This window comes from Microbacterium sp. 10L49, from assembly GCF_056395125.1.
Genome location: NZ_JBFTIW010000004.1, coordinates 168,522 through 194,275 on the forward strand (window position 1 = coordinate 168,522; position 25,754 = coordinate 194,275).

25 protein-coding genes are annotated in these 25,754 nt (G+C 71.3%); 13 read left to right on the forward strand and 12 right to left on the reverse strand.

What is annotated here, in order from left to right; translation table 11 throughout:
* Positions 1-20: 20 nt before the first annotated feature.
* The 3 genes from AC1DCT_RS13865 (at position 21) to AC1DCT_RS13875 (ending at position 2,263) form a co-directional block, all read left to right on the forward strand.
* Positions 21-548 carry a hypothetical protein gene (locus tag AC1DCT_RS13865; RefSeq protein ID WP_477429865.1) on the forward strand — a complete coding sequence of 176 codons (528 nt, stop codon included), beginning with the start codon at positions 21-23 and terminating at the stop codon, positions 546-548.
* Positions 549-637: 89 nt separating this feature from the next.
* Complete coding sequence (locus tag AC1DCT_RS13870; RefSeq protein ID WP_477429867.1) at positions 638-1,519, forward strand: PaaX family transcriptional regulator C-terminal domain-containing protein; 882 nt, start codon at positions 638-640, stop codon at positions 1,517-1,519.
* 45 nt (positions 1,520-1,564) lie between these two features.
* On the forward strand, positions 1,565-2,263 hold the full coding sequence (locus tag AC1DCT_RS13875) for an NADPH-dependent F420 reductase (RefSeq protein ID WP_477429869.1): 699 nt from the start codon (positions 1,565-1,567) through the stop codon (positions 2,261-2,263).
* A 12-nt stretch (positions 2,264-2,275) separates the two neighbouring features.
* Here the strand turns inward: AC1DCT_RS13875 and AC1DCT_RS13880 are convergent, their stop codons facing one another.
* Positions 2,276-3,853: an aminotransferase class I/II-fold pyridoxal phosphate-dependent enzyme gene (locus AC1DCT_RS13880; protein WP_477429871.1), complete on the reverse strand. Its 1,578-nt coding sequence runs from the start codon at positions 3,851-3,853 to the stop codon at positions 2,276-2,278.
* 78 nt (positions 3,854-3,931) lie between these two features.
* On the opposite strand from AC1DCT_RS13880, the gene AC1DCT_RS13885 reads away from it, so the two are divergent.
* From AC1DCT_RS13885 to AC1DCT_RS13905, 5 genes are all read left to right on the forward strand, one after another.
* On the forward strand, positions 3,932-4,825 hold the full coding sequence (locus AC1DCT_RS13885) for a LysR family transcriptional regulator (RefSeq protein ID WP_477429873.1): 894 nt from the start codon (positions 3,932-3,934) through the stop codon (positions 4,823-4,825).
* 175 nt (positions 4,826-5,000) lie between these two features.
* On the forward strand, positions 5,001-5,369 hold the full coding sequence (locus tag AC1DCT_RS13890) for a YciI family protein (RefSeq protein WP_440734798.1): 369 nt from the start codon (positions 5,001-5,003) through the stop codon (positions 5,367-5,369).
* Positions 5,366-6,586 (forward strand): RNA polymerase sigma factor, encoded by a 1,221-nt coding sequence (locus tag AC1DCT_RS13895; protein ID WP_477429875.1) that lies wholly within the window; start codon positions 5,366-5,368, stop codon positions 6,584-6,586. Before AC1DCT_RS13890 ends, AC1DCT_RS13895 begins: the two co-directional genes overlap by 4 nt.
* A gap of 218 nt (positions 6,587-6,804) precedes the next feature.
* Entirely contained in the window at positions 6,805-7,791 is a 987-nt protein-coding gene (locus AC1DCT_RS13900) for a DNA topoisomerase IB (RefSeq protein ID WP_477429877.1), read from the forward strand.
* Between the two features lie 112 nt (positions 7,792-7,903).
* Entirely contained in the window at positions 7,904-8,812 is a 909-nt protein-coding gene (locus tag AC1DCT_RS13905) for a CPBP family glutamic-type intramembrane protease (RefSeq protein WP_477429879.1), read from the forward strand.
* A 25-nt stretch (positions 8,813-8,837) separates the two neighbouring features.
* On the opposite strand, the gene AC1DCT_RS13910 is transcribed toward AC1DCT_RS13905, so the two are convergent.
* A complete protein-coding gene (locus tag AC1DCT_RS13910) occupies positions 8,838-9,881 on the reverse strand; it encodes a zinc-dependent alcohol dehydrogenase family protein (RefSeq protein WP_477429881.1) in 1,044 nt (347 codons plus the stop codon).
* 166 nt (positions 9,882-10,047) lie between these two features.
* Here AC1DCT_RS13910 and AC1DCT_RS13915 point away from each other — a divergent pair, with 166 nt between their 5' ends.
* Complete coding sequence (locus AC1DCT_RS13915; RefSeq protein ID WP_440734803.1) at positions 10,048-11,316, forward strand: ammonium transporter; 1,269 nt, start codon at positions 10,048-10,050, stop codon at positions 11,314-11,316.
* Positions 11,291-11,923, forward strand: coding sequence for a hypothetical protein (locus AC1DCT_RS13920; RefSeq protein ID WP_440734804.1), 633 nt, complete (start codon positions 11,291-11,293; stop codon positions 11,921-11,923). Before AC1DCT_RS13915 ends, AC1DCT_RS13920 begins: the two co-directional genes overlap by 26 nt.
* Before the next feature lie 77 nt (positions 11,924-12,000).
* On the opposite strand, the gene AC1DCT_RS13925 is transcribed toward AC1DCT_RS13920, so the two are convergent.
* On the reverse strand, positions 12,001-12,948 hold the full coding sequence (locus AC1DCT_RS13925; RefSeq protein ID WP_477429883.1) for an endonuclease/exonuclease/phosphatase family protein: 948 nt from the start codon (positions 12,946-12,948) through the stop codon (positions 12,001-12,003).
* A 164-nt stretch (positions 12,949-13,112) separates the two neighbouring features.
* Here AC1DCT_RS13925 and AC1DCT_RS13930 point away from each other — a divergent pair, with 164 nt between their 5' ends.
* Positions 13,113-13,865: an AAA family ATPase gene (locus AC1DCT_RS13930; RefSeq protein WP_441975590.1), complete on the forward strand. Its 753-nt coding sequence runs from the start codon at positions 13,113-13,115 to the stop codon at positions 13,863-13,865.
* A gap of 88 nt (positions 13,866-13,953) precedes the next feature.
* Here AC1DCT_RS13930 and AC1DCT_RS13935 read toward each other — a convergent pair whose 3' ends face one another.
* From AC1DCT_RS13935 to AC1DCT_RS13955, 5 genes are all read right to left on the reverse strand, one after another.
* On the reverse strand, positions 13,954-15,444 hold the full coding sequence (locus AC1DCT_RS13935) for a glycoside hydrolase family 130 protein (protein ID WP_477429885.1): 1,491 nt from the start codon (positions 15,442-15,444) through the stop codon (positions 13,954-13,956).
* The gene (locus tag AC1DCT_RS13940) at positions 15,441-16,517 is read right to left on the reverse strand and encodes a glycosyltransferase (RefSeq protein ID WP_477429887.1); all 1,077 of its coding nucleotides are present in this window, start codon (positions 16,515-16,517) and stop codon (positions 15,441-15,443) included. The genes AC1DCT_RS13935 and AC1DCT_RS13940 overlap by 4 nt, the downstream gene beginning before the upstream one ends.
* Complete coding sequence (locus tag AC1DCT_RS13945; RefSeq protein WP_477429889.1) at positions 16,514-17,659, reverse strand: glycosyltransferase; 1,146 nt, start codon at positions 17,657-17,659, stop codon at positions 16,514-16,516. Before AC1DCT_RS13945 ends, AC1DCT_RS13940 begins: the two co-directional genes overlap by 4 nt.
* A gap of 228 nt (positions 17,660-17,887) precedes the next feature.
* Positions 17,888-18,838: a sigma factor-like helix-turn-helix DNA-binding protein gene (locus AC1DCT_RS13950; RefSeq protein ID WP_477429891.1), complete on the reverse strand. Its 951-nt coding sequence runs from the start codon at positions 18,836-18,838 to the stop codon at positions 17,888-17,890.
* 33 nt (positions 18,839-18,871) lie between these two features.
* Positions 18,872-19,330 carry a carboxymuconolactone decarboxylase family protein gene (locus tag AC1DCT_RS13955; protein WP_477429893.1) on the reverse strand — a complete coding sequence of 153 codons (459 nt, stop codon included), beginning with the start codon at positions 19,328-19,330 and terminating at the stop codon, positions 18,872-18,874.
* A gap of 184 nt (positions 19,331-19,514) precedes the next feature.
* On the opposite strand from AC1DCT_RS13955, the gene AC1DCT_RS13960 reads away from it, so the two are divergent.
* Together AC1DCT_RS13960 and AC1DCT_RS13965 are read left to right on the forward strand one after the other, a co-directional pair.
* Positions 19,515-20,030, forward strand: a complete 516-nt coding sequence (locus tag AC1DCT_RS13960; protein ID WP_477429895.1) for a methylated-DNA--[protein]-cysteine S-methyltransferase — start codon at positions 19,515-19,517, stop codon at positions 20,028-20,030.
* A gap of 92 nt (positions 20,031-20,122) precedes the next feature.
* Entirely contained in the window at positions 20,123-21,394 is a 1,272-nt protein-coding gene (locus tag AC1DCT_RS13965; protein WP_477429897.1) for an HNH endonuclease, read from the forward strand.
* 322 nt (positions 21,395-21,716) lie between these two features.
* Here the strand turns inward: AC1DCT_RS13965 and AC1DCT_RS13970 are convergent, their stop codons facing one another.
* Genes AC1DCT_RS13970 through AC1DCT_RS13985 form a run of 4 tightly spaced genes read right to left on the reverse strand, consistent with a single transcriptional unit; the run spans position 21,717 to position 25,645 of the window.
* Positions 21,717-22,241, reverse strand: coding sequence for an NADPH-dependent FMN reductase (locus AC1DCT_RS13970; RefSeq protein ID WP_477429899.1), 525 nt, complete (start codon positions 22,239-22,241; stop codon positions 21,717-21,719).
* A 28-nt stretch (positions 22,242-22,269) separates the two neighbouring features.
* Entirely contained in the window at positions 22,270-23,598 is a 1,329-nt protein-coding gene (locus AC1DCT_RS13975; protein ID WP_477429901.1) for an NtaA/DmoA family FMN-dependent monooxygenase, read from the reverse strand.
* Entirely contained in the window at positions 23,595-24,917 is a 1,323-nt protein-coding gene (locus AC1DCT_RS13980; RefSeq protein WP_477429903.1) for an O-acetylhomoserine aminocarboxypropyltransferase/cysteine synthase family protein, read from the reverse strand. The genes AC1DCT_RS13975 and AC1DCT_RS13980 overlap by 4 nt, the downstream gene beginning before the upstream one ends.
* Positions 24,914-25,645 (reverse strand): GNAT family N-acetyltransferase, encoded by a 732-nt coding sequence (locus tag AC1DCT_RS13985; protein WP_441975602.1) that lies wholly within the window; start codon positions 25,643-25,645, stop codon positions 24,914-24,916. The genes AC1DCT_RS13980 and AC1DCT_RS13985 overlap by 4 nt, the downstream gene beginning before the upstream one ends.
* Between the last annotated feature and the right edge of the window lie 109 nt (positions 25,646-25,754).

Here is a 25,754-nt window from a genome sequence, read left to right on the forward strand (position 1 = left end):
ACAGGCACGAGGATGGTCTCGTGAGCTATGACGCGGACGAGACCGTCTTCGAACATGCGGGACGGCGGATCCGGCTCGAGACGAACGCGCAGTTCGATGCCCTGGTCGGGGCGTTCGAGGCCGCGGTCCCCGCGCTGCCGGAGGAGCAGGCGCTGGCCGAGGTGCGCGGCGGCGACTGGGCGGGGTTCGGGCGGGGGCTGCAGTGGGAGGCGCCCAGCGGGTTCGTCCGGGTCTGGACCTCGCGTCCCGACGCGCTCATGGAGCACGCCGGCAGCGGGGCGCGCAGCGTGGTGTGGCTGATCGCGCACCACGGCATCACTGCGCGGCTGTTCCGGCACGACCCCGGCACGATGCTCTACGCCCCGCTGCGCATCGAGGCGCACACCTCGACGGCGCCGGGAACCACGTTGAGCTTCGAGGTGCCCAGTTCCCGGCTCGCCGGCTTCGGCGTCAACAAGATCACGCAGGCCGGCGCCGAGCTCGACCGCGCCCTCGGTGACCTCGTCGAGGACCTCGGGCTGCCGCGCCCCGCCGCGCTGCGCCGCTGACCCGGCCCACCTCCGGATCGGCCGGTGGCCCTTTCGGGTGATTCGTGGCATCCTCGGGGACACGATCCTCTCGAGCGTTGGGATGAGCCATGCACCTACGCGAAGCGGACGCCCGCACCCGTCATGCGCCCCATTCGACCACCGTCGGCTTCGTCTTCGGTGCTCTCTCCGCCGCCGTGATCCCGGATCCCGTGCTCATCGAAGTGCTGAAGAGTCTCGGACTCACCGACTCCGACGCGCGCGCCACCATCTCACGGATGCAGCGCCTGGGCTGGCTGATCGATGACCGCGGTGGCGAGGGGCCGGTCGTCGCGCACCGTCTGTCGCCCGCGGCGCTCGTCAGGTACCGGGAGCTGGAGGGCACGACGCCGGTGCCGCACTGGTCCGGGGCTTTCCACGGGGTGGTCTTCGACATCGCCGGGGTGCATCCCGAGTTCCGTGATCGCTTTCGCCGGCTGGCGGAGCACGCGGGCTTCGGGTTGCTTCGCCCCGGCGTCCTGATCCATCCGGAGGACCGCTGGCAGCCGATCGCGGAGGGCGTCGGTCGCGCGCCCGAGGACAGCTGGTACTCGTACATCCGCCTCGTGCCCGGCAGCGAGCAGGAGGCTGTGCGGATGACGGCCAAGGCCTGGGATCTCGACGGGATAGCGGACCGCTATCGGGCGGCGATTTCCGAAGTGACGCAGAGCCACGATCTCGTCGTCAGCGGCACCGCCGAACGCGACCCCTGGGAGCTGCTCGACATCTGGCATCGCATGTACGCCAGGGTCATCGTCCTGCGTATGGACGACCCCCGGCTGCCCGGTGAGTTGCTGCCGCAGGATTGGCCGGGCGATGGCTTCGCGCCGGCGCTGCGTGCGATGAACGCGACGATCGCGCCGCGGATCCAGCCGTACCTGCAGGCGGAGGTCTCACAGTGGGACGAGACCGGCGACTGCGTCTTCGCCCCGCCGGCGTGGACGGCGGCGTGAGCGCAGTCCGACGCCTCGGGCGGCTTCCCTCGGCATAGGAGAGGCGTGACGGACACGGAACCCCGGATCGAGACGCTGGGCATCATCGGTGCCGGCCGGGTCGGCGGCGTGCTCGCCAGGCTCGCTGCGTCCGCCGGGTACCGCGTGCTGGTGGCGGGATCGTCGGATCCGGCCCCGATCGCGCGCGCGGTGCGGGCGCTCGGCGCGACGGCGGTCGACGTCGCAGAGCTCGCCCGCAGCGCTGACGCCGTGTTGCTCGCCCTGCCGCTTGCCCGGCACACGGCGCTGCCGGTCGAGCAGCTGCGGGGCAAGCTCGTGATCGACGCCATGAACTACTGGTGGGGCGACGGGCTCCGTGGCGATCTGGACGATCCGCGTACCTCCACGAGCGAGATCGTGCAGCGCTTCCTGACCGGATCCCGGGTCGTGAAGGCGTTCAACCACATGGGCTACCAGGACCTCGAGGATGAAGTCCGCCCGGCGGGCGCGCCTGGTCGCAAGGCGATCGCCATCGCCGGAGACGACCCGGCGGATGTGGCGATGGTGGCCCGGTTGGTCGACGACCTCGGGTTCGACCCCGTGGTCGCGGGTGGCCTGGCCGCCGGCATCATGCTGGAGCCCGGCGCCGAGGCCTTCGGCGCCGACGTCGACGCTGCCGAGCTGCGTGCGATGCTGCAGCGCTTCTGGACTTCGCAGCGCGGCATCGTCGTGGCGAGAGCCCGCGCTGCGGATCCAGCGTCCTGAGCCGGAACCGGTTCAGGACGTGGCGGCCAGTTCTCTCCTGGACGAGGGCTTCGCTGTGCGTCGCATGCCGGTGCTGAGGTGCGTGCCGGCCCGCGCGGCCCGCGGTCGAGCCGAGTCCTCCGGCGTGCCTGCCTCGACCACGACGCGCACCCCGTCGACGAGGGCGTCGGCGGCGCCGCGGACGTAGCCGCCGGGCATCGCCGCGATCCCGCGCAGGAATGCGATCGTCTCGGCGGTGAGGATCTCGCCGGGCAGGACGTTGGGGATCCCGGGCGGATAGGCGGCCAGCGCGTCGGCGGAGACCCGGCCCACGGCGTCCGCCGCCGGGACGATCTCGGTGTGCGCGAAGGCGGCATCCCGCGGGCGCATCACGGCGGGGCCGGTCTTGGGCAACGCGATCGAGCCGAGCTCCCCGCGGGCGGCGAGGTCGCCGACCGGCTGCAGCGCCTCGAGCGCCGCCACGAACGGGGCGGCGTCGGGCGTCGTGCCGGGGCCGACGAACGCGACGATGCAGGATCCGGTCGAGATCTCCGTCATGATCCCCGTGGTGCGCAGGAGCTCCTCGCGCACGGCGTGGCCGTCCAGGCCGGCCGCGCCCACATCGATCGACACCCGCAGCGGATCGTGGTCGACGATGTCGGGGAAGTCGCCGAAACCGTCGCTCACGATCGGGAAGCGTCCCGTCGCACGCACGGCGTCGCGCAGTTCGGCGGCGGCGGTGAGCGACGCGGTGATGCGGTCGTGGCCGTCCTCGAGCGTCGCCCGGGCGAGGTCGAGGGAGGCGAGCAGCAGCGAGCTGGCGCTCGTGGACTGCGTGAACATGAAGGCGCGGTCGATCAGAGGCTCGAGCTCCGCGGCGTAGGGGCCGTCCGCGAGATGGAGCATGGCCGACTGAGTGAGGCTGCCGCCCATCTTGTGCGTCGACGAGACGACGAGGTCGGCGCCGAGCGCGATCGGGTTCGCGGGAAGGTCGGGGTGGAAGCCGAAGTGCGCGGCCCACGCGGCGTCCACGACCAGCGGCACGCCGGCCTCGTGGCAGACCTCGGCGATGCCCTCGACGTCGGCGACCGCGCCGAAGTAACTCGGACTGATGATGTAGGCGGCCTTCGCGTCCACGCCCGTGAGCGCCTCGCGCATCGCGGCGGGCGTCACGCCGTGATTGATGCCATGGTGCTCATCGATCGTCGGCTGCACGAAGCGGGGGTCGAGGCCGCCGAGGATGATGCCGTCGAAGAAGCTGGAGTGCGCGCTGCGCTGCGCGACGACGATCTCGTCCGGGGTGCGGAACGCGGCCAGTGCGAGCGCCGCCATCCGGTTGGCCTCGGAGGCGCCGTTGGTGAGGAACCAGGTGCGCCGCGCGCCCCACGCCCGGGCGGCGGCCTCGCGCGCCTGGGCGAGCGGGTTCACGGCTCCCTTGTCGATGCCGTCCAGCAATGGCTCCACGTCGTAGCGCAGTACGTCCTCGCCGAAGAATTCCGCCAGCAACGGTGCGGCGGTGGGGTCGGCGCTGTGCCCGGGGACGTTGAGGCGCTGCAGGTCGCGTGCGGCGAATCGGCGGATGGCGTCGGCGTAGGGCGTGGATGTCGTCACGGATCGATTCTGACGGCGAGGGATACGATGAGGAATGACGACATATCTTCATTCCTCAATACTCACTATGGAGCGCGGATGCTCGATCTGAGGCAGCTCAAGGCGCTGGAGGCCGTGGCCGAACACGGGTCCGTGCTGCGTGCGGCGGACGCCCTGCAGTGGAGCCAGCCCACCGTGACCCACCACCTCCGCGGCCTGGAGCGCGTACTCGGCGCCGCGGTCGTGACGAGCGGATCCGGCGGCACCCGGCTGACGGCGGTGGGAGAGGCGATGATGCCGCACGCGATCGCGATCCTGGACCGCTCCGAACGCGCCGTCGACGAGCTCAGGGCGCTGGTCGAGTCAGACCGCCGCCGCATCGCGATCGGCGTGTTCCCCTCCGCCGGAGCGAGGCTGCTGCCGCAGGTCGTGCGAGCACTGCAGGAGGCCGGCTTCGACCCGGACGTGAGCGAGGCCGAGCTCGACCCGCTGATGGCGGACGTCGTCGGGCTCCGCCTCGATGCCGCGATCGTGTACGACGCCCCGGGCCGGCCCACCATCTTGCCGCCGGGGTTCCGGATGATCCCGGTCCGCCAGGAGCACCTCGCCGTCATCGTCCCGCCGGCGCACCCGCTCGCCGGCCGCACCGGCGTCGCTCTCGCGGACCTCGGCGACGAGGCCTGGATCGCGGGCGCGACGGAGGCGGATCCGGTCGACGCCGCCCTGGCCCGAGCCGCCGAGCAGGCCGGCTTCACCCCGCGGATCGCGATGCGCAGCGACGACTACGCCGTCGTGGCGGCCTACGTCGCCGCCGGGTTCGGCGCCGCCCTCGTGCCGGAGCTGGCGCTGCCCGCGCATCTGGACACCGTGGCGACCGTCGAGATCGCCGACGCCGTGTTCGAGCGGCGCATCTTCCTCGTCACCGCGCCGACCGTCGACGCAGCGGCGCGGACCGCGCTCGAACAGGCGCTGCGCACGACGGCCGGCGGCTGAGCGGCACGAGCAGGGCCTCGAGAAGCCCCGCGCATCCGGGGCACGCGGCCCGCCGGAGGGCGCCGGAGCGCGGTTGTCGGAATCGGCGCGCAGAATGTGTCGAGAAACGCGCATCGACTCCGACCACATACCGAGGCGGACATCGGGTCGCCCGACGAACAGAAGGAGAACGACCATGAAGTACATGATCCTCATGCAGGTGCGTCAGGACGTGCTGGATGCGCTCACGGCGGAGCAGATGCAGGCGATCGGGGAGGGCCACCAGGCGTTCATGGATTCCATCACCGCTTCGGGCGAGATGCTCGGCACCGTCGCGCTCGCCGACCCCAGCCAGTCGAAGGTGGTGCGCGCCTCGGCGGGCGCTCCCGAAGTGGTCGATGGACCCTTCGCCGAGACCAAGGAGTTCATGGGCGGGTACTACCTGATCGAGGTCGAGTCCGAGGAGCGCGCGGTCGAACTCGCTCAGCAGATCCCGGACGCGGCGATCGACGGTCTCGCCCTGGAGGTCCGCCCCGTGATGTTCTCCGCCGGGTCCGACGTGTGACCGATCGCGGATACGAGGACCTGTGGCGCAGCAGCGCGCCGCAGGTCCTCGCCGCGCTGCTGCGCCGCTACGGTGCCGCACAGCTGGACCTCTGCGAGGACGCGGTGCAGGAGGCGCTTCTCGCCGCGCACCAGCAGTGGCCATCCGAGGGCGCCCCCGAGGACGCGAAAGGCTGGCTGCTCACCGTCGCGCGCCGCCGCATGATCGACCGGATCCGCAGCGAGCACCAGCGTCGCGAGCGCGAGCACGCCTACGTCGATGCCTGGCGACCGCTCGAGGACGCGTCGACCGCAGACGCCGACGACAGCGTGCAGGTGCTGCGGCTGTGCTGCCATCCCGCGCTGAGCATGCCCGCCCAGGTGGCGCTGACGCTGCGCGCCGTCGGCGGTCTGTCGACCGCGCAGATCGCGCGTGCGCACCTGCTGCCCGAGGCGACGATCGCCCAGCGGATCAGCCGCGCGAAGGCGAAGATCCGTGCCGCCGGGGCCGTTTTCCCTGAGCCGTCCGACCCCGAGGACCGTCTGGATCCGGTGCTCGCCGTCCTCTACGTCATGTTCACCGAGGGGCACACCACGACCGAGGGCGCGGAGATCAACGACGTCCGGCTCAGCGACGAGGCGATCCGCCTGGCCCGGATGCTGCACCGCGAACGCCCGGACGACGTCGAGGTCGCGGGGCTGCTCGCGCTGATGCTGCTCACCGACGCCCGCCGGTCCGCGCGCACCGGCACCCGCGGCGAGCTGATCCCGCTCGACGAGCAGGATCGCACGCGGTGGGACCGGGACCGGATCGAGGAGGGCACCGAGATCCTGGACGCAGCGCTCGCCGCAGGCCGCCACGGACCCTACGCGATCCAGGCCGCGATCGCGGCGCTGCACGATGACGCCCCGAGCACCGCGACCACGGACTGGCCGCAGATCCTGGCCCTGTACCGCCTGCTCGAGCGGGAGACCGGCAACCCGGTCGCGACGATCAACCGCGCCGTGGCCCAGGCGATGGTGCACGGCCCGGAATCGGGTCTGGCGGTGATCGATGGGATCGCGGATCCGAGGGTGCGCGGCGACCGCCGCCGCATCGCGTCGGTGCGCGCGCATCTGCTGGAACGCGCGGGGCACACTCCGGAGGCGATCGCCGAGTACCTCGACGCGGCCCGGGCGACGCTCTCGGTCCCCGAGCGCGACTACCTGCGGGCCCGTGCCGCACGGCTGCGGGACTGAGCATCGGCCACCGCCGGGATCGGCGCCGGATGCGGTGCGGACCCCCGACGCGGCGCCGAAGGATCGTAGCCGACGGAGAAGATCGGCCGCCAGTCCCTTCCCGGGCGAGCGACGGCACGGCAGAGTCATCGTGACCGCGGCGGAGTGCCGCCGGTGCGAGAGGAGGCGCGGATGGCCGGGCGGCTCGACGGCGGTTCCCGGTTCCACGGAGCCGGCGGATGACGCGCGGTGCCGCGGGGTCGGGCCTCGTCCGTGCGCGTCCCGACAGCGACCCGGGCTATCGGCGGAGGCGGTCCGGATCCGGGTTCCGCTACACGGATGCGCGGGGGCACGCGGTGTCGGACGCCGATCTCGAACGGATCCGCGCACTCGCCATCCCGCCGGCGTGGCAGGACGTCTGGATCGCGAAGGATCCACGCGCCCACATCCAGGCGGTGGGCGTCGACGCGGCGGGGCGGCGGCAGTACCTGTACCACCCGCGATGGCGGCAGCGCCGGGACCGGAGGAAGTTCCGCCGCGCGATGGCGCTCGCCGCCGCGCTGCCGGGCGCGCGCGCCAGGGTGACGCGCGCGCTCGCGCAGGGCGGCGAGGCGGATCGGGAGCGGGTGCTGGCCGCCGCCTTCCGGTTGCTGGACGATGTGGCGCCGCGCGTCGGCTCGCAACGCTATCTGGCACGCCACGGCAGTCGCGGGCTCACCACGCTCCGCTGCCGTGATGTGCGTATCGACGGGGCCACGACCGTGCTCGCCTTCCCCGCCAAGAGCGGGCGTCGCATGCATCTCGAGGTCGAGGATCCGGCGCTCTCGGCGGTGCTCGCGGACCTCTCGGACGGCGCACGCCCGAGCGCGCCTCTGCTCGCGTATCGCCGCGGACGGCGGCGGGTCGCGGTGACGGCCCGGGAAGTGAACGAGCACGTGCGCGCCCTCACCGGCACGGCCTTCACGGCGAAGGACTTCCGGACGCTCCGCGGCACGATCGCGGCGGCGAGTGCGCTGGCAGCTGCGGGAGCGGCGGACGACGCGGCTCAGCGCCGACGTGCGGAACGGGATGCGGTCGAGGCCGCCGCCGCGGCGCTCGGCAACACGGCTGCGGTGGCGCGGGCGAGCTACATCGATCCGCGGGTGTTCCGCCGCTACGCCCGGGGTCGGGTGCTCGATACGACCGTCACTCCCGAGTCCGCGATCCGGCACCTGCTCGAGAACTGATCCGGGTCTGGCGGAGCCTCTGGTGGCGTGCCCCGCCGAGTGCCACACTGAGGCATGGCGAACGGCTGACCCGCGTCGTCGCGGGCCCGTCGCTGGCGGAAAGGTCAGCATCATGGCAGTCGTCGGCAACCTCGGTCGGTCATCCCACGCGGCGCCCCGCGGGCTGCTCGCCCGGAATCCGCTCACCTCCTACTTCGTGATCGCCTACCTCGTCTCGTGGCTGATCGAGGTGCCGGTCGCGCTGTCGGCGCAGGGCGTGCTGCCGGCCCTGCCGAAACCGGTGATCGCGATCGCGGTCGTCGCCGCGACCTTCGGACCCACGGTCGGTGCCTTCGTCATGACGGGCGTGCTGGAGGGGAAGGCAGGAATCACCCACCTGCTCCACCGGTACGTGCAATGGCGAGTCGGGATCGTCTGGTACCTGTTCCTGCTCGTCGGGGTGCCGATCATCATCGTGCTGGGCACGATCGTCGTGCCGGGGGCGCTGTCGTCGTTCCAGCCGATCGTCGGGCCGCTGCTCGCCGCCTACCCGCTGGCATTCCTGATGACGTTCCTCCTCGGCGGCCCGCTGGGCGAGGAACCTGGATGGCGAGGGTTCGCCCTGCCGCGGCTGCAGGACCGCTACGGTCCGCTGACGGGGAGTGTCATCCTCGGCCTGCTGTGGGCGTTCTGGCACTTCCCGCTCTTCTGGAGCGGGGTGTGGACGCCGCCGACGCTCACGAACATGGTGATGTTCGTGGTGATGATCACGGCGCTGACGATCATGATGACCTGGGTCTTCAACCACGCGGCGGGCAGCGTGCTGATCACAATGCTGATGCACGCCTCCTTCAACACCTTCGCGAACAAGGTGGGCGCGCCGCTCTTCCCCGCGCCGATCTTCAACGACTACGGGCTTCTGCCGGTGCTGATCGGCTTCACGGTCACGGCTCTCGTGCTGATCCTCGTGACCCGCGGCCGGCTCGGCCTCCCGAAGGGGGCGCGATCGCCCGGACTGGACGCGACGACGACAGCGACGTGAGCCGCGTCTCGGCGGCACGCGGCGATCAGTCGATCCGCTGCGGATCCACCATGGTCATGCCCGCCACGGTGGCCCGGTCGAAGCCCGGCAGCAGCGCCGCGGCCTCCTCGAGACCGATGGTGCGCTCGATGAGACGCTGCGGGGCGAGGCGCCCTTCGGCGATCAGCGCCATCATCGCGGGGTAGTCGGCGGCCGCCATGCCGTGGCTGCCGAGCAGGTCGAGCTCCCAGCCGATCACGCGGTCCATCGGCACACGGGGATGCCCGTCGATCGGCGGGAGGAGGCCGATCTGCACGTGCCGACCGCGCCGGCGCAGCCCCAGGATCGCGTCGGCGAGGGTCTGCTCGCTGCCCACGGCATCGACGGAGACGTGGCTTCCGCCTCCGGTCAGCGCGGCCACGGCGGCCGGGATGTCGGTCCCGTCCGCGAGGAGCGTGTGCTCGGCGCCGACTTCGGCGGCCACGGCGAGGGCCTCCGGGTTGCGGTCCACGGCGATGACGCGCGCACCGGCCGCCCGGGCGATCATCACGGCGCTGAGCCCGACGCCGCCGGCTCCGATCACCGTGACCCATTCGCCGTCGCGCACCTGCGCGCGTCCGACGAGCGCGCGGAACGCGGTGGCGAAGCGGCAGCCGAGACTCGCCGCCGTGGCGAAGTCCACCTCGTCCGGCAGCGCGACCAGGTTCACGTCGGCTGCGTGCAGGGCGACGGCCTCGGCGAAGGATCCCCAGTGCGTGAAGCCGGGCTGCTGCTGGTCGGGGCAGACCTGCGCGTTGCCGGAGAGGCACCATTCACAACGCCCGCAGCCGCACACGAACGGCACGGTCACGCGATCGCCCACCTGCCAGCGGGTGACCCGCGGTCCCACCTCGGTAATGATCCCGGCGAGCTCGTGCCCCGGCACATGCGGGAACGCGATGTCGTCGTGCCCGGCCCAGGCGTGCCAATCGCTGCGGCACATCCCCGTGGCCATCACCCGGACGAGGACGCCGTCATCGGGCACGTCCGGCTCGGGGACCGAGCGCACCTCCGGCTGGGAGCGGACCGCATCGAACACCACTGCACGCATGGGCTCATCCTGCCAGGCGGCGGGCCCCGCGTTACAGCTTGTTCACGTCGGGTGCGTTCGACGAAACGGAATGGAAACACAGCGCGCGTCGAGGCGAAACGCACGGGTGACAGTCTGACCTCACCCGACGCTGCAGGAGCGTTCTCACTGAGAGAGGAGCGGACCCATGGATCAGGGAAACACCGCCTTCGTTTTGATCTGTGCAGCCCTCGTGCTGCTCATGACGCCAGGTCTGGCGTTCTTCTACGGTGGCCTCGTCAAGGCCAAGAGCGTGATCAGCATGATGATGATGAGCTTCGGCGCGATCGGTCTGATCGGCGTGCTGTGGGTCGTCTTCGGCTATGCGATCGCGTTCCCCAGCGGTAAGGGCCTGATCGCCCCGTGGACCATCGACTGGTCCGCGATCGGCCTGAACAGCCTGCTCGAGGTTCCGAAGGGCGCAGCGTACCCGCCGCTCGCGTTCGTCGCGTTCCAGGCGACCTTCGCGATCATCACCGTCGCCCTCGTCTCCGGCGCCATCGCCGACCGTGCCAAGTTCGGATCCTGGATGATCTTCGCCGGCATCTGGGCGACGGTCGTCTACTTCCCGGTCGCGAGCTGGGTCTTCAACTTCGGCCTGAACAAGGACGGCACCTTCGCCTACGGCGGCTGGGTCACCAAGGGCCTTCAGGACTGGCTCGGCGTCGGTGCGATCGACTTCGCAGGCGGCACCGCGGTGCACATCAACGCCGGAGCCGCCGGTCTCGCGCTCGCCCTCGTGCTCGGCCGCCGCATCGGCTTCCAGAAGGGCGCCGACGTGCCGCACAACCCGCCGTTCGTGCTGCTCGGCGCCGGCCTGCTGTGGTTCGGCTGGTTCGGGTTCAACGCCGGTTCCGAGCTCGGCGCCGACGGCACCGCCGCGATCGCGTTCGTGAACACCCTCGCGGCTCCCGCGGCCGCTCTGCTCAGCTGGCTGGTGATGGAGAAGATCCGCAACGGCAAGCCCACCTCGGTCGGCGCCGCATCCGGTGCTGTCGCCGGTCTCGTCGCGATCACCCCGGCCTGCGCCGCGCTCACCCCGATCTGGGCGGTCGTGCTCGGCCTCCTCGCCGGTGCGGTCTGCCAGCTCGCGATCGACCTGAAGTTCAAGCTCGGCTTCGATGACTCGCTCGACGTGGTCGGCATCCACCTCATCGGCGGCATCCTGGGAACGCTCTACCTGGGCGTGTTCGCCAACGGCACCGGCCTGATCTTCAGCGGCAGCTTCGCACAGCTCGCGGCCCAGGCGCTCGCAGCAGGCGCAGTGCTCGTCTACTCGTTCGCACTCGCCTTCGGGATCGGATTCGTCATCGAGAAGCTCCTCGGATTCCGGGTGAAGAACGAGGACGAGATCGCAGGGCTCGACACCGTGGTGCACGGCGAAGAGGGCTATGTCCTCATCGGCGCGCGGGTCTGAGCCGGTGAACCCCGCCTTCCTCGCGGCGAGCTCCGCCACGGCCGGTCTCCTGCAGTTGCGGAACCTGCCGAGGCGCGGGCTCGCCGCAGGAGGCGGCCATGTGCGCGAGATCTGCGGACTGCGCGGTCCGAATGGAGAGCTGCACTGGGCCCTGCAGCTCGTCGAGCTGCGGGGCCCGGTGGGCATCCTGCATCTGGTGGACGAGGCGACGCACGTGCTCGCCGGGATCGGCGGCCCGCAGGTCGACGTCGGTCCTGGCGCGCCGGTCGGGCTCCGCAAGGAGCGGGTGCTGCGGCACACGGGCCCGCTCCTGGAACTGCGCCGGCCCCGGCTCCGTGCCGCGGAGCTGAGCCGGATCCTCGTCCTGTCCACGGTGACATCCCGGGCGAGGCCGGCGCTGGTCTTCGCCGACCTGCACGGTGCATCCGATCTGCCCGAGGATACGCGCGCGGTGGTCGTGCGCTCGGGGCGGGTGAGCATGGGCGGCAGCACGGCATCGGCGATGGAAGCGCTGGTGCTGCCGTCCGCAATGACGGGGGACAGTGCGGTCACTCGCGGACCCGGGATCGTCGCCGATGACGCCCGGGTCCTCATGGTCGTCGGCTGAGGCCGCCTCGAACCGGCGGCCCTCAGCTGGCCGGATCAGCCGCGTCGGATCAGTCGCTCAGGATCAGCCGTACCGGATCAGCCGCCCAGCACGGCGATGATCGCGAGGTGATCGCTGGCGCCGGCCGAGGCCGTCCGGCCGGAGGCGGCCGCGAAGCCGCGCTGGAAGAGGTGGTCGATCCGGACCGCGGGGAACGAGGCGGGCCAGGTGAACGAGGGGCCGATCCCGCCGAACCGCACCTCGCCGAGCCTCCCGGCGATCGCGGCGAGAGCCGGATCCGTCGACACGGCATTGAAATCGCCGAGGGCGATCACGCGATGGCTCCGATCCGCACCGATCTGCTCGCCCAGCGCGGAGAGCATCCCATCTCTGGCGCTCTGCGCGCCCGGGCGCAGCGAGGCGGCGTGCACAACGTAGACGCTGACGGGGCCGCCGGGTGCGTCCACCTCGACGCGCAGCGCGCGCTTCCAACCCAGCCCGAGGTCGAGCGCTTCCTCGTCGAGGATCGGGTACCGGCTCCAGACCCCGACGGTGCCGACCCGGTAGGCGTGCGGGTACGCATCGGCGAGCTCGTCCGCGATCGCCGCCCCCGAATCGCCGTCGAGCTCCGTGAATGCCAGGATCTGGGCGCCCTGGCCGGCGAGGGCGCGCGCGGACGCCGCCCCGGTGCCCGATCCTGCCTGCACGTTCTGCGTGGCGACCAGCAGGCCTGAGGCTCCGGGGGACGGATCGCCCTGCCACGGCACGGGGAGGAACCCCCACAGCGCCACGGTCCAGGCGACGACGGGCACCGCCGCGATCCATGCCGTCCGCGGCCGGATCAGCAGGGCGGCGATCACGAGCGGTGTCAGGAGCAGCCCCAGCCAGGGCAGGGCCACGGCGATCGCCGTGCCGAGCGGGCCGGGGACCGATCCGAGCAGCACGGCGACGGTCAGCGCCATGGCTGCCATCAGCAGTGCGACGATGGCACCGCGGCGGGGCGCGGCGCGTGTCGTCCTGACCGGGTCCCGCGTCGCCTGACTCACGGATCCATCCTTCCGGTCCCGGTCTGAGGAACGGCTGACGGTCCGGTTCCGGGGTGCTGCTGCTGGCCTCGTCAGTCGTGCGAGCGGTACGGCAGCCCAGGCTCGGGCCCCGTGTCGGTCAGGCCGGGCACAATGGATCCGAGCCGATCGCCGGAGGGAGCGCCATGGATCCGTTCTGGGACCCGCGCAGCCGCCGGCGCCGGCAGCAGCCGGTCGTGGCAGTGCACCCGGCCGATGACGCACCCTCCGCGAGCGGCACGTGGCCGGCGAGCATTCCCGCGGTCGCCCAGGTGCTGCGGGAGGGCATCGACCTGGATCCGGGAGTGACGTTCCTCGTCGGCGAGAACGGCAGCGGCAAGTCGACGCTGGTCGAGGGCATCGCGGTCGCCTACGGGCTTTCGCCGGAGGGCGGATCCCGCCAGGCCCGGCACAGCACCCGCCCGACTGAGTCGCCGCTGTCGGAGTGGCTCCGCATCCAGCGCGGTGTCGGCGCGAACCGGTGGGGCTTCTTCCTGCGCGCCGAGACGATGCACTCGTTCTACACGTACCTCGAGGAGAACCCGTCAACCGGACCGGAGCCGTTGTTCCACGAGATGAGCCACGGCGAGTCGTTCCTCGCCGTGCTCGAGACGCGCTTCGACGATCCCGGCTTCTACTGCCTCGACGAGCCCGAGGCGGCGCTCTCGTTCTCCTCGACCCTGAGCCTCATCGCCGTGCTGCGCCGGATCGCCGACGAGGGAGGGCAGGTGCTCTGCGCGACGCACTCGCCGGTGCTCGCCGCGCTGCCGGGCGCGACGATCCTCGAGGTCGGGGAGTGGGGCCTGCGCCCGGCGGTGTGGGAGGACCTGGAGCTCGTGCGGCACTGGCGGTCCTTCCTCGACGAACCCGGACGCTACACCCGGCACCTGCTGGACTGAGTGGTGCACGTACTGGACGGGCCCGGTCTGCCAGGGCGACGTGGGCCGGAGGGCCGAGCCGTCACGCGGCTGGGCGGCTCTCGACGGATCAGCCGAGGTCGTGCGTCTCCTCCGAGTGCGCCGTGGAGGGCGGGGTCATCGCGGCGAGCAGGGCGGAGACCTCGACGTGCGCGACGCGGATGCGCTGATCGTCTACCCCGTACGGGATCCACAGCACCCCGTCGTGGACGAGGCCGCCGCAGCTGTAGACGACGTTCGGCACGTAGCCGCCCCCGTTCCGCGGCGGTTCGATCAGCGGCGTGGGGAGCACGCCGATGACCTGGGACGGATCGTCGAGATCCAGCAGCAGCGCGCCGATGCTGTAGAGGCGGAACGGTCCGACGCCGTGCGTGAGGACGATCCAGCCCTGCGGGGTCTCGATCGGTGAGCCGCAGTTGCCGGTCTGCACGATCTCCCAGGGGGCGCTCGGAATGTGCAGGATCGTCTCGTCCTCCCAGACCAGGCCGTCCACGGACCTGGTCAGGGTGATCGACTCGCCGTCGCCGCGACCGAGCGCGAGATGCGTACCGTGGACGGGCCGGGGGAACAGGGCCATACCCTTCGTCCGGGTCGCGGATCCGACGAGGCGATGAATCGAGAAGTCCCGGAAGTCGTCTGTCGTCAGCAGACGCGACGAGATCGCGTGACCGTCGTAGGCCGTGAAAGTCCCCGCGTACGCGGGCCCATCGACGCGCGGTGTCCGGACGAGCCGGAGGTCTTCGATGCCCTGCCGCTCTTCGTCGGCGGCCGGGAGCAGCACGCGTGCGGTGAGCGCGCTGCCCGCCGGGAAGGTCGCGTGATAGGCCGAATCGGCGACGATCCGCATCGCGTCGAGATGCGCACGAGCACCCGCCCGTCGCAGGAAGGGAGCACGCAGCGTCTGAATGGTCTGCTCGATCAGACCGCTCCCGAACCGGTCCGGGAGGATCTGGCCGATCGCGTCCGTGAGCTCGTCGGTGCCGCCGTCGTGCTCGAGAGCACGCAGGAAATGCTCCTTCTGCCACTCGCCCTCGCTGACGGACGCAAGGCGCGGCGGGGCCTGCCTTGGCAGGAAGCGCCATGTCCGTCCCGACCCGATCACCGCTTCGCAGAACTGGATCGAGGAGACGTGCCCCTCGCCGATCGAGCGCAGCGACAGCAGCACGCGCAGTTGCCCGTCGGCCAGGCCGGTCTGATCCGGATGCGGCACGGTGCTCGGGTTGCACAGCGCGGCGCCTTCGAGCGAGTACTCCGCGGTGAAGGTCGCCCCGATGACGAGTGCGGCGTCCTCGTCGAGCTCTGGCGCGTCAGCGAGGCGCACCATGGCGGCGTTCTGAAGGACGCCGCTCAGCAGAGACGGATCCCGCCCCGAGAGACGGTCGCGAACGCGGTGCGCGCAAGCGGCGAGCACATCCGCGGGCAGGGCCAGCACCCGATCGAGCACCGCCTGCGTGCGGGAGGATCCACCCGGGGTGCTCTCCCCGGGGAGGAAGAGCCGAGCGACAACCCGGTCGGACTCCGCGCCGAGCTCGATGCCGGCGTCTTCGGCGAGGACCGTCATCTCAGGCCGGCCCGCGCGGAGCGCGCGCACTGGAAGGCGCTGAGCGCTGCGAGGGTCGACTCCGCCCCGCGGTTCTCGTTGCGTCCGGTCGGCGTGAGCCCGTCGTAGCCGGCGCCTGTGAGCGAGTCGAACATCGCGATGCCGGCGTCGTTCTCGCCGGTGAACCAGGCCCAGATCCGCAGCGACTCGTGGTGCCAGCGCTCGTCGCGCGTGACCGAAGCCGCGCGCAGGCAGGCGTCGGCGATCGTGGCGGGCTCGATCGGCTGCTGGTCGCCCGCCCGCTCCCGATCCGACCGATCCCGTCCCCCGGGGCCCGCGAACGACAGCATCCCCGACGGTCTCGTCTCCAGCCGCAGCAGCGTGTCCAGCATCTCCAGGCCGGTGTCGATCGCATCCGACCGCTGCAATGCCTGCCCTCCCGCGATGAGCGCCTCGCACAGGGCGCCGTTCGCGTAGCGCAGCCGCTGTTCCGGCCAACCCCGATCGGCGCCCTCCGGCCGGGGGACGCGGCGCAGGCCGTCGGCCAGCAGCATCCGGGCGGCGGTGAGCTCCGGGAAGGCGAGGAGGGCGTCGGCCGCGCCGATCGCCGCGAAAGCGGACGCGCGCACGTCGGGGGAGCCCTGCTGCGCTGCTCGCAGGAAGACACGAAGTGCACGTGCGCGGATCCCCGGGTCCCGTGAGTGCCGGATGGCTGCACCGAGTCCGAGGACGGCCCGCCCCCACCAATCGCCGATGCTCGGCGGATCGGTCCAGGTGCCGTCCGCCGCCCTCCGGTTGCGCACAGTACCGTCGGGGGCGACCGCGCTCTCCAAGAAGGACAGGGAGAGCTCGATCAGGTGGTGCAGCTCCACGGTGTTGGGCGAGGCGCGTCGGGACGGTTCCCGGACGGCCACCGCGAGTACCCGGGCGACGTCGTCCGTGCAGTGCCCGTGTTCGAGGCGAGGGGTCTCGCACAGAGCGTGCTCGTAGACCCCGTACGGGCCGGTCAGCGCGATGAGGTGCCCCAGGGGAAGGGGTCCCGCGGTCGTCGCCGGCGCGTCCGGAACCGCGATGGCGGTGGCGGCCGCGTTCATCCGGCCACCTGCAGCGCCATCGTCAGGTCGGCGGCGAGCGCCCGATACTGATCGGCGACCGACGTCCAGCCGTTGGCGAGCGCGCCGTGCGCCGTCCGTGACGCCGCGCTGCGAGCCGGGGCGGGTGCGCGCAGAACCGTGCCGATCGCGGCTGCGATCTGCGTGGGGCTCTGATGCGCGACGAGGATGCCCGCACCGTCGGACAACAGTTCCACGGCGTGCGGGAACCTCGTCGCGATCACGGGTCGTCCCGCCGCGATGGCCTCCACGAGCACGCCCGAGGTGGTCTGCTCGCGGGAGTCGTAAGGCAGGAGCACCACGTCGGCGGTGACCACCTCGAGCGCGAGCTCGTCCTGCGTGCGATATCGCGCGTCGATCTCGACCAGATCTCCCACGCCCAGTTCGTCCGCGAGCGCCCACAGGGATCGGCGGTACTGCTGACCATGCTCCGCGAGGACCTTCGGGTGCGTCTGCCCGAGCACCCGGTAAAGCGGAGGGGACGCGATCCCGGTGCGGCGCATCACGGCGATCGCCATGATGCCCCATTCGATCCCCTTGCCGGGACCGAGCAGCCCCCAGGTCAGCACCGTCGGTCGATGGGGAGCATCGGAGGCAACGACGGGACCCCACTCGTCGACGCCGTGCGGGATGACGCGCAGCCGCGACGCAGACACCCCGAATTCGTCGACGAGCAGTCGCGCTCCCGACTCCGTCATCGCGACGACGGTGTCGCTGTGGTCCACGACCGCGGTGGTGACCCGGCGCTGATGCGGGCGGGGCGCGGCGAGGATCGTGTGCATGACCGTGATGACCGGCCGCCGGATCAGATCCAGCAGATCGATGATCTCCGCGCCGTCCGGACCGCCGTAGATCCCGAACTCGTGCTGCACGATCACGACGTCGCAGCCGTTCAGCGCCTGTGCGGCTGCGCGTCGGCTCGGCGGATCCCCCGGGCTCAACGTCGTGGCGATCCGCAGGCGGAGGCCTGGGACGGAAGGGCCCGCCGGCACGCCGTCGTCGACGCGGACGATCACCGACTCGTCGCCCGGGCTCTTCGACAGGGCCCCCGCCAGCGCGGCGGTGAACGTCGCGAGGCCGCATCGTGTCGGGGGGAACGTGCTGACGAATCCGAAACGTGTCATGAGAAGCACGCCTTTCCGCTCGGGCTCGCGCTGCAGCGCGGAGCCGATGGCGAGACGTCTGCCGAAGGGCACCTCCCGTGGAACCGCGATGCGCGACCCGGTCAGCGGCCGGCCGATCGGCCCAGGTGCCGCTGTTGATCCTCAGCGTACGCCCGCCGAACCGCCTTCGGGGCCGGCCGTCTCGCACGTTCGGGATACCGTGACCTCGGTTCTCGCCGTTCGATGCCCTCAGAACGCGTGTGCGAGCTTGTCGGGGTTGCAGACCTGGCGGAGCCCGTGGATGAGGCCGTCGGCGCCGAACTCGAGGGTGAGCACGTCGGTGCGACCGGAATGCGTGAGTGCGACCGCGGGCTCGCCGTTGACGTCGAGCCGCGCGACTCCGAAAGGCAGCGACGGGTCGGCCGTGGCCTTCTCCAGCACACCGAAGAGGAAGCGCCGCACGCGGTCGGCGCCGAAGATCGGGTTGAGGGCCGCGCGCACTCGCCCGCCGCCGTCGCTCCACAGGATCGCGTCATCGGCGAGCAGTGCGAGCACACCGGAGATGTCGCCGTGCTCGACCGCGGCGAGCAGAGCACCGAGCGCCGCCGGATCCGCCGCCCGCGTCGAAGCGGGATCGTCCGCGAGGTGCAGTCGGCGTTCACCGCGCGAGATGAGCTGCCGCACGGCGGCGGGGGAGCGCTCCAGGATGCGTCCGATCTCCACGGCCGACATCCCGAATGCGCGGTGCAGCACGACCGCCGCTCGCGCATCGGGCGCGAGCTGCTCGGCCATGTGCAGCAGCGCGAGCGAGAGCAGCTCGCGATCGGCCACCGCATCCTCGGGCAGCCGCGTGGTCGCGACGGGCTCGGGCAACCACGGGCCGACGTAGTCCTCCCGCATCGCCGCGAGCGCGCGCACGCGGTCGATCGAGCGGCGCACGCATACCGTCGTCAGCCACGCGGGCCAGGAGCGCACGCGTCCCGCCGAGGAGGAGCTGTCCGCACCCGGCTCGTCCGCACCGGGCCTGTCGAGCCCGTCCGCGTCGCGGCGCTCGGCGCGCTCCTGCTGCAGCGCCTCGATCGCGACCTCGGAGACCACGTCCTCGGCGTGCCCGTAGTCGCCGAGCATCCGGTAGGCGATGCCGATCAGACGCCCGCGCTCCGCCTGCCACGCGCGGGTGGCAGGCGAGGCGAGCGTCATGGGCCCACGGTAGCGCGCCGCCTCCGATACCACTCAGACGATCGGGTGCTTGTCGTCGATCGGCGGCGCCATCTCGGTGGCGATGGCCACGCGGTTCCAGACGTTGATCGTGCAGATCGCCAGCACGAGGGCGCCGAGCTCGCCCTCGTCGAAGTGCTGCGCGGCAGCGTTCCAGATCTCGTCCGTCACGGTCTCCGGATCGAGCTGCGTGACGGCATCGGTCAGGGCGAGTGCCGCCAACTCCTTCTCGGCGAAGAAACCCCTGGCGTGCTGCCACGCGCCGACCGCGTGCAGGGTGCGCTGGGGGATGCCGCGCTTGGCGCCCTCGGTCGCGTGCGTGTCGACGCAGAACCCGCATCCGTTCAGGATCGAGGCACGCAGCTTGATCAGCTCGTACAGCCGCGGCTCCACGCTCTTGCGGGAGTAGGCCTCCAGCCCGAGCACCGCGGCGTAGCCGAGCTTGTTGGTGCGGCCCATGTCGATCCTGGTCATCGTCGTTCCTCTTCCGGCCGACGCCCCGGCGGATCTCGTCGGCGTTCGTGCGGCTCTCATCAGGGATGTCGGAGCGCGGTGCGAAAGTGTGACACGGGTGCTGCATCGATCGCCGGATCGGTGTCGCGGGTGACGATCTGCGGGCGTTGTCCGCGATGTCGGATCCCCGGCGTACGATCGGCGCGTGACCTTCTCCGGCTCGATCGCGACGCCCGTGGGCGTGCTCTCCGTGCACAGCGACGGCACGGCGATCCGCCGGGTGCATTGGCCGCGCCGCGGGCATTCCACGCCGGCGGTTCCGGGCATGTCGTCCGACGCCGCGCGGGATCCGCTGCTCGCCGAGGCCCTCGCCCAGCTCGGCGCCTACTTCGCGGGGGAGCGGGCCGTGTTCGACCTGCCGTTCGACCTCGGACCGCAGTCCGACGTCACGAACGCGGTGCTGCACGCGCTCTACGACACGGTCCTGCACGGCGAGACCGTGACCTACGGCGAGCTCGCCGAGCGTAGCGGCACGTCGGTCCCGGCCCGCGCGATCGGATCCATCATGGGAGCGAACCCGATCCCGATCATCGTGCCCTGTCATCGCGTGGTCGCGAGCGACGGCCTCGGCGGCTACTCCGGCGGTGCGCCCGGCGAGGGACTGCACACGAAGCGCTGGCTGCTCGAGCACGAGGGGGCGCTGCCGCAGGCGCTGTTCTGAGCCGGATGCGATTCTCGTCGGGATCCGTTCCGCGATGGATTTGGCTGCGGAGTACTCTTCCCACTGTCGAAGATATGTTCTATAATTGACGCATGGAGAAGCCCCTCGATCACTACCTCCGCCGTAGCGCGGAGATCGTCGGGGAGTGCGCAGAACTGGGCCGCGAGATCGCTCGGCTGCACGCGCGCCAGGCGGCTCTCGCCCACGAGCGAGTGGCGCTGCTGCTCGAAGAGATCCGCCCCGGATCCGACGGGTTCGACCCGGCTGAGCGGTCGATGATCAGTGAGCTCTCGGCGGGAATGCACGTGTCCCGCTACGCCGCCGCGAAACTCCTCGCCACAGGGCATACTCTGCACGAACGATTCCCCGTGACCTGCGCGGCACTCGAGACGGGGGAGGTCTCGCTCGGTCACGTGGAGGCGATCCTCGAAGCCGCCGCAGACATCCCCCACGACGACACCGCCGCGCTGGCCGAATACGAGGCACAGGTCGTGCCGCTGGCGACCGCCGAATCGCGGGCGCGCACGAAGGCCTTCGCCGAGACCGTGGCCGCGGCGGTCGCGCCGGTCACCCTGACCGAGGTGCATCGACGCGCCCACGATGATCGCGCTGTGAGCGTGACCGACGACGGCGCCGGGCAGGCCACGATGCACGCGACCGGGCCGGCGGCGCTCATCCACGCCGCGTTCGACCTGCTCACGCAGGAAGGCCGTGCCCTCCTCGACGCCGCCAAGCAGGAGGGTGCCGTCGAAGACGTGCGACGGCTGGACCAGGTGCGCTTCGACCGGTTCCTGCTGAAGATCCTCACCGGCCGCATCGCCGACGACGCCGACCTCCTCGACCGCGTCCATGCCACTGTTCAGGTCACGGTCGCAGAGACCACTCTTTCCGGCCACGATGACCGGATGGCGGAACTCGACGGGCGCGGGCCGATGGATCCCGACCTCGCCCGCCGCTTCGCCGCCGCCGCGTTCAGCTGGGAACGGCTCGAACTCGACGGCAGGGGAATGATCGTCCGGACCAGCCCGTACCGACCTCCGGAAGCGATGAAACGGTACCTCCGCGCCCGAGATCGGAACTGCCGGTTCCTGAACTGCCGGATGCCGGCCCGGCGATGTCAGGTCGACCACAACCACGACTATGCCCGGTTCGGGCCCACCGATCCCGTGAACCTCGCGTGCTTCTGCGAGACCCACCACGCGCTCAAGCATCCCGACCTCGACCCGCGCTGGCGCTGGACCGCGCGACAGCGTCCTGGCGGCGTCATCGTCTGGACCAGTCCGTCCGGCGTCGAGTACACCGACGCACCACCGCCGCGCGTGATGTTCACGGATGCGGAAGACAGCAGGGCCGACGCTGCCTGAAACAGGCGGGCGTCGACCCTGTCATCACCCCGCGGTGACCGCCATCACCCCGCAAGCCGCCTGACACCAGCCGACTCGACCCGACAGGGTCAGAACCGGGCGGCGAACAGCTGCGCCCGGTGCGCGACCTCCAGGCAGGCCGGCTCGAGCTGCACGCTCTTTGTTTCTGTACGAGGCGTTCCCGTACGAGGCGTTCCCGTACGAGGCGTCTCCGTACGAGGCACCTCCGCGCGAGGCGTCACTCCGGATCCGCGGCCCACGATGGTCTCGGACGCGGCGACGGCGACAGAGGCCAGCGACTCGGCCGGGCGGAAGCGGACGTTCATCGCTCTGTCTCCGTCCTGACGCGGAACGCGTGGTGGATCCGCGGCCACTCGGAATCGACCCACTCGCCGACGACGCTCGCACGATCCTCGACGGCAGCGGCCGGGAACGCCAGCCCGCGGGTCGGCACGCTCGCGCCGAGTTCCACGAGGAGCGGTCGAAGGGTCGTCTCCACCGCGAGCGCATGCGTCGGGGCTCCGATCGTGAGCACCGGCACCGCGGTGAGACCGCGCAGCCCGTCGGATCCGTAGCGGTCCAGGAACGCCTTCAGCAGGCCTGTATAGGCGGCCTTGTACGTCGGGCTCGCGATCACCGCCACGTCCGCGGTCGCCACCCGGTTCAGCAGGTCGTCGAGCCTTGGCTCGGGGAAGCGGAAGAGCGCGTCCGCGACGTCCGCGAGGTCGATCGTGGCGTCGATGCCCGCGCCGCTGCGCGCACCGAGCAGGGCCGCCACCTCCTCGGCGACGAGACGGGTGCGCGAAGCGGGCTGGGGGTTTCCCACCAGCACTGCGATCCGGGTCATGGGTTTGCCTCCGAGAGTGAAGTCTTGGTCAGAATGACGTCAGGTTGGCGCGCAGACCGCCGTCGGCGTAGCCGTCGCGCAGGATGCCGCGGCGACGAAGCACCGGCACGAGTTCATCGAGCGTGCGGTGGATCGTGACCGGGTGCAGGTCGCCGGAGAAGATGAGGCCGTCATTGCCGGCGTCGTCGCCGAGCGCTTGGATGACATCGGCGATCTCCTCCGCGGTGCCGACCGTCCCGCCGCGACCGTCGGTGATGCGGCCCAGCCGCGCCTTGCCGGCCAGGATCTCCCGCAGCGGCACCCCGTCGAAGGAGTCGTGGTGGCCGAGGAGTCCCCGGATCGTGCCCTTCGACACGTGATCGCCGAATGCGGCGGCGGGATCCAGGGGACTGTCTAGATCGAACGCCGTCAGATCCGTCTCCAGATCACTGGACCAGGCCTCGGCGACCTCGCGCAGCGTCGCCTCATCGGGCGACAGCGACGCCTGCACGATCCGGTCGGACTCCTCGACGCTCGCCGCGACGATGGGCTTGAACACGAACAGGATCGAGATGTCCTCAGGGGGGCGACCGTGCGCGGCCGCGGCCTCGTGCACCCTGGTGCGGTAGGCCCGGATGCTCTCGACGTCGAGATTCGACAGCGCGAGCTGGATCTCGGAGTTGCGTCCGGCGAAATCGATCCCGCGCGGCGACCCGCCGGGAGAGGCGACGATGGGATCCCCGGTCGGCAGCGGTTCGGCGTTGAGCGGCCCATCGAACGAGAAGTACTGCCCGCGGTGCTGCACAGCTCGGATCTTGGATCCGTCGGCGTACACCTGCGAGATCGGGTCGGCGATGAGCGCGTCGTCGTCCCAGCTGTGCCAGAGCAGCCGCAACGCGTCCAGCCACTCCTGCGCCCTGTCGTAGGCCTGATCGTGCGGCAGCCGGTCGGTGCCGAAGTGATGGGCGCTGCCGACGTCCGTGACCACGTTGAGACCCAGGCGGTTGCCGCTCAGATGTGCGAGCGATGCGAACTGCCGTGCCGCGAGGTAGGGCGGGTACGCCGCGGGATTCGCCGTCGGGATCACACCGAGGTGGCTGGTCGCCGCGAACAGGTACGGGGCAAGTGTCCAGGGGTCGTGCTTGGGGCCGCCGTACGCCTTGCGCACCCGCAGATCCAGCGTCGCGGGGGTGATCCCGACCGACAGCGCGTCCTCGATGAGGACGAGATCGAACCCGGCCTGCTCCAGGTCCCGAGCGGACTGCTGATAGATGTCGGGACGCTGCCAGGCGTAGTTCCATTCCTGGTACGGGCGGGCCCAGCCGTGCGGGCCGAAGCCGCGTGACAAGAACCAGCCGAAGTGCTGGGGACGGGTCATCTCACTCCTGCTCTCGTGAGGATCTCCGCCTCGGACGCCACGGTGAGCGCCTGATCGAGGTCGGCGATGAGGTCTTCCGGATCCTCCAGCCCGATCGACAGGCGCAGCAGCCCCTGCCCGATGCCGGCCGCGGCGAGCTCGGTCTCGTCGCGCAGCACGTGCGTCGTCGATGCCGGGTGCAGCACGAGCGAACGGGTGTCGCCGAGATGAGTCATCCGGGTGAACAGGCCCAGCGCATCCGTGAACGCGCGCGCGGCATCGCGCCCGCCGTGCACGGTGACGGAGAGGACGGCGCCGTGGCCCCGCGGGAGGTAGTGCTCGGCGAGCCGTCGCTGCGGGCTCGATGACAGGCCGCAGTAGTCCACCGATGCGACCGCCGGGTGGCTCTCCAGCCACTGGGCGAGGCGCAGGACCGTCGCCGACTGCCGCTGCACGCGCAGGGACAGCGTTTCGATGCCCTGCAGGATCAGGAAGGCGTTGAACGGAGAGGGCGTGGGACCGTAGCGCATCGCGACGTGCCTGGCCTGCTCCAGGAACGCGCCGGCTCCCGAGCGCTCGACCCGGGTCAGCCCGTCCGCCCCGCGGTCGACGGCGAGCTGTGGGTACCGGGTGGCCTGGGCATCCCAGGGAAAGCGTCCGCCGTCGACGATGACACCGCCGAGCACGGTGCCGTGACCAGCGAGGAACTTGCTCGCCGAGTGCACCACGACGTCCGCGCCGTGCTCGATCGGACGCAGCAGGTAGGGCGTCGCCAGTGTGTTGTCGACGATGAGGGGGATCCCATGCCCGCGGGCGATCGCGGCGACGCCGGCGATGTCGAGCAGTTCGTTCTTCGGGTTCGCGATCGATTCGGCGAACAGTGCGCGGGTCTCCGGCCGGATCCCGGCCTCCCAGGCGGCGAGGTCGTTCAGCTCCGAGACGAACGAGGTGTGCACGCCCAGGCGGGAGAGGTCGTCGCGCAGAAGCTCTCGGGTGCCCTCATAGATGCTCGGTGAGGCGAGGATGTGATCGCCCGCGGAGACGAGGGACAGGAGCGTGACCGCCACGGCCGCTTGCCCGCTGCCCACCAGGAGGGCTCCGGCACCGGACTCCAGATCGGCGATGCGACGTTCTGCAGCGGCATTCGTGGGATTCGACACCCGGGTGTAGGAGAACCCGTCCGCGGACCCCGCGAACCGTGCGTGCGCCTCGTCGAAATCGTCGAACACGAAACCTGCACTGAGGTGGATCGGCGTGGCACGCGGCCGATGCGGATCAGCGGAGTCGGCGCCCGCGTGCAGCTGCCTGGTCGCGAAGCCGAGGACGGCGGGGCGGGTCATCGCGTCTCCGCAAGCACGCGGTCGTCCGCGGCGGCGGGCGTGCGGACAGCGAGAAAAGTGGTGTGCCGGCGCAGGACGAACCCGAGGCGCTCATAGACGCGGATGGCTCCGACGTTCGTCGCCGCCGCGTGCAGCAGCGCCTTGTCTCCGCGCCGCTGGATGTGGAAGGCGACATCGAGGACGAGACGCGATGCGATGCCCTGACCGCGGTGCTCCGCATCCGTCGAGACCGCGCTGATCTCCGTCCACCCCTGCGGATGCAGTCGTTCCCCGGCCATCGCGATGAGGCGGCCCCCGCGCCGGATCCCGATGTAGCGACCCAGTTCGACCGTGCGAGGACGGAAGGGGCCCGGCTGGTTGCGCTCGACGAGGGCGAGCATCTCGGGAACGTCGTCAGCACCCAGCTCGATCGCATCGTCGTCCGGGACTGGCCGCAGCGCGTCGGTCTGCACCAGCTGCACTCCCTCGCCACGGCCGAGCTCCTCCCACCCCACGGGGAGTGCGGGATCGGCGCCCGAGATGCCGATCTCCTGCCCGGGGCCGACCAGCTCGGCGAGGGCCTGCCACACGGTCGGGTCCTCCCAGGTGCGCACCGCGACGAAGGGGGCGACGTCGGACGGATACCGGCGCACCAGGTCGCCGCCGAGCGCGAAGGTCGCGTGCGGGCCGGTCAGTGCATGCCACGCCGGGTTGTCGAGCACGTGGTCGCCCGAGGTTGTGGATGCCATGACGCGGATCCCTCTCCTGCATTCGTTGGGTCAGGGACACCCACAGTAGGTACCGCGTGGTGATCTCGGCGAGGGGTGCAGCCGACTGTGTCGCCCGGTGACACGATGC

Bases quoted from the DNA above. Each gene is read 5' to 3' on its own strand.
- AC1DCT_RS13870 (WP_477429867.1), top strand. From the start codon at position 638: ATGCACCTACGCGAAGCGGACGCCCGCACCCGTCATGCGCCCCATTCG.
- AC1DCT_RS13885 (WP_477429873.1), top strand. From the start codon at position 3,932: ATGCTCGATCTGAGGCAGCTCAAGGCGCTGGAGGCCGTGGCCGAACAC.
- AC1DCT_RS13890 (WP_440734798.1), top strand. From the start codon at position 5,001: ATGAAGTACATGATCCTCATGCAGGTGCGTCAGGACGTGCTGGATGCG.
- AC1DCT_RS13900 (WP_477429877.1), top strand. From the start codon at position 6,805: ATGACGCGCGGTGCCGCGGGGTCGGGCCTCGTCCGTGCGCGTCCCGAC.
- AC1DCT_RS13905 (WP_477429879.1), top strand. From the start codon at position 7,904: ATGGCAGTCGTCGGCAACCTCGGTCGGTCATCCCACGCGGCGCCCCGC.
- AC1DCT_RS13910 (WP_477429881.1), bottom strand. From the start codon at position 9,881: ATGCGTGCAGTGGTGTTCGATGCGGTCCGCTCCCAGCCGGAGGTGCGC.
- AC1DCT_RS13915 (WP_440734803.1), top strand. From the start codon at position 10,048: ATGGATCAGGGAAACACCGCCTTCGTTTTGATCTGTGCAGCCCTCGTG.
- AC1DCT_RS13920 (WP_440734804.1), top strand. From the start codon at position 11,291: ATGTCCTCATCGGCGCGCGGGTCTGAGCCGGTGAACCCCGCCTTCCTC.
- AC1DCT_RS13930 (WP_441975590.1), top strand. From the start codon at position 13,113: ATGGATCCGTTCTGGGACCCGCGCAGCCGCCGGCGCCGGCAGCAGCCG.
- AC1DCT_RS13935 (WP_477429885.1), bottom strand. From the start codon at position 15,444: ATGACGGTCCTCGCCGAAGACGCCGGCATCGAGCTCGGCGCGGAGTCC.
- AC1DCT_RS13940 (WP_477429887.1), bottom strand. From the start codon at position 16,517: ATGAACGCGGCCGCCACCGCCATCGCGGTTCCGGACGCGCCGGCGACG.
- AC1DCT_RS13945 (WP_477429889.1), bottom strand. From the start codon at position 17,659: ATGACACGTTTCGGATTCGTCAGCACGTTCCCCCCGACACGATGCGGC.
- AC1DCT_RS13950 (WP_477429891.1), bottom strand. From the start codon at position 18,838: ATGACGCTCGCCTCGCCTGCCACCCGCGCGTGGCAGGCGGAGCGCGGG.
- AC1DCT_RS13955 (WP_477429893.1), bottom strand. From the start codon at position 19,330: ATGACCAGGATCGACATGGGCCGCACCAACAAGCTCGGCTACGCCGCG.
- AC1DCT_RS13965 (WP_477429897.1), top strand. From the start codon at position 20,123: ATGGAGAAGCCCCTCGATCACTACCTCCGCCGTAGCGCGGAGATCGTC.
- AC1DCT_RS13970 (WP_477429899.1), bottom strand. From the start codon at position 22,241: ATGACCCGGATCGCAGTGCTGGTGGGAAACCCCCAGCCCGCTTCGCGC.
- AC1DCT_RS13975 (WP_477429901.1), bottom strand. From the start codon at position 23,598: ATGACCCGTCCCCAGCACTTCGGCTGGTTCTTGTCACGCGGCTTCGGC.
- AC1DCT_RS13980 (WP_477429903.1), bottom strand. From the start codon at position 24,917: ATGACCCGCCCCGCCGTCCTCGGCTTCGCGACCAGGCAGCTGCACGCG.
- AC1DCT_RS13985 (WP_441975602.1), bottom strand. From the start codon at position 25,645: ATGGCATCCACAACCTCGGGCGACCACGTGCTCGACAACCCGGCGTGG.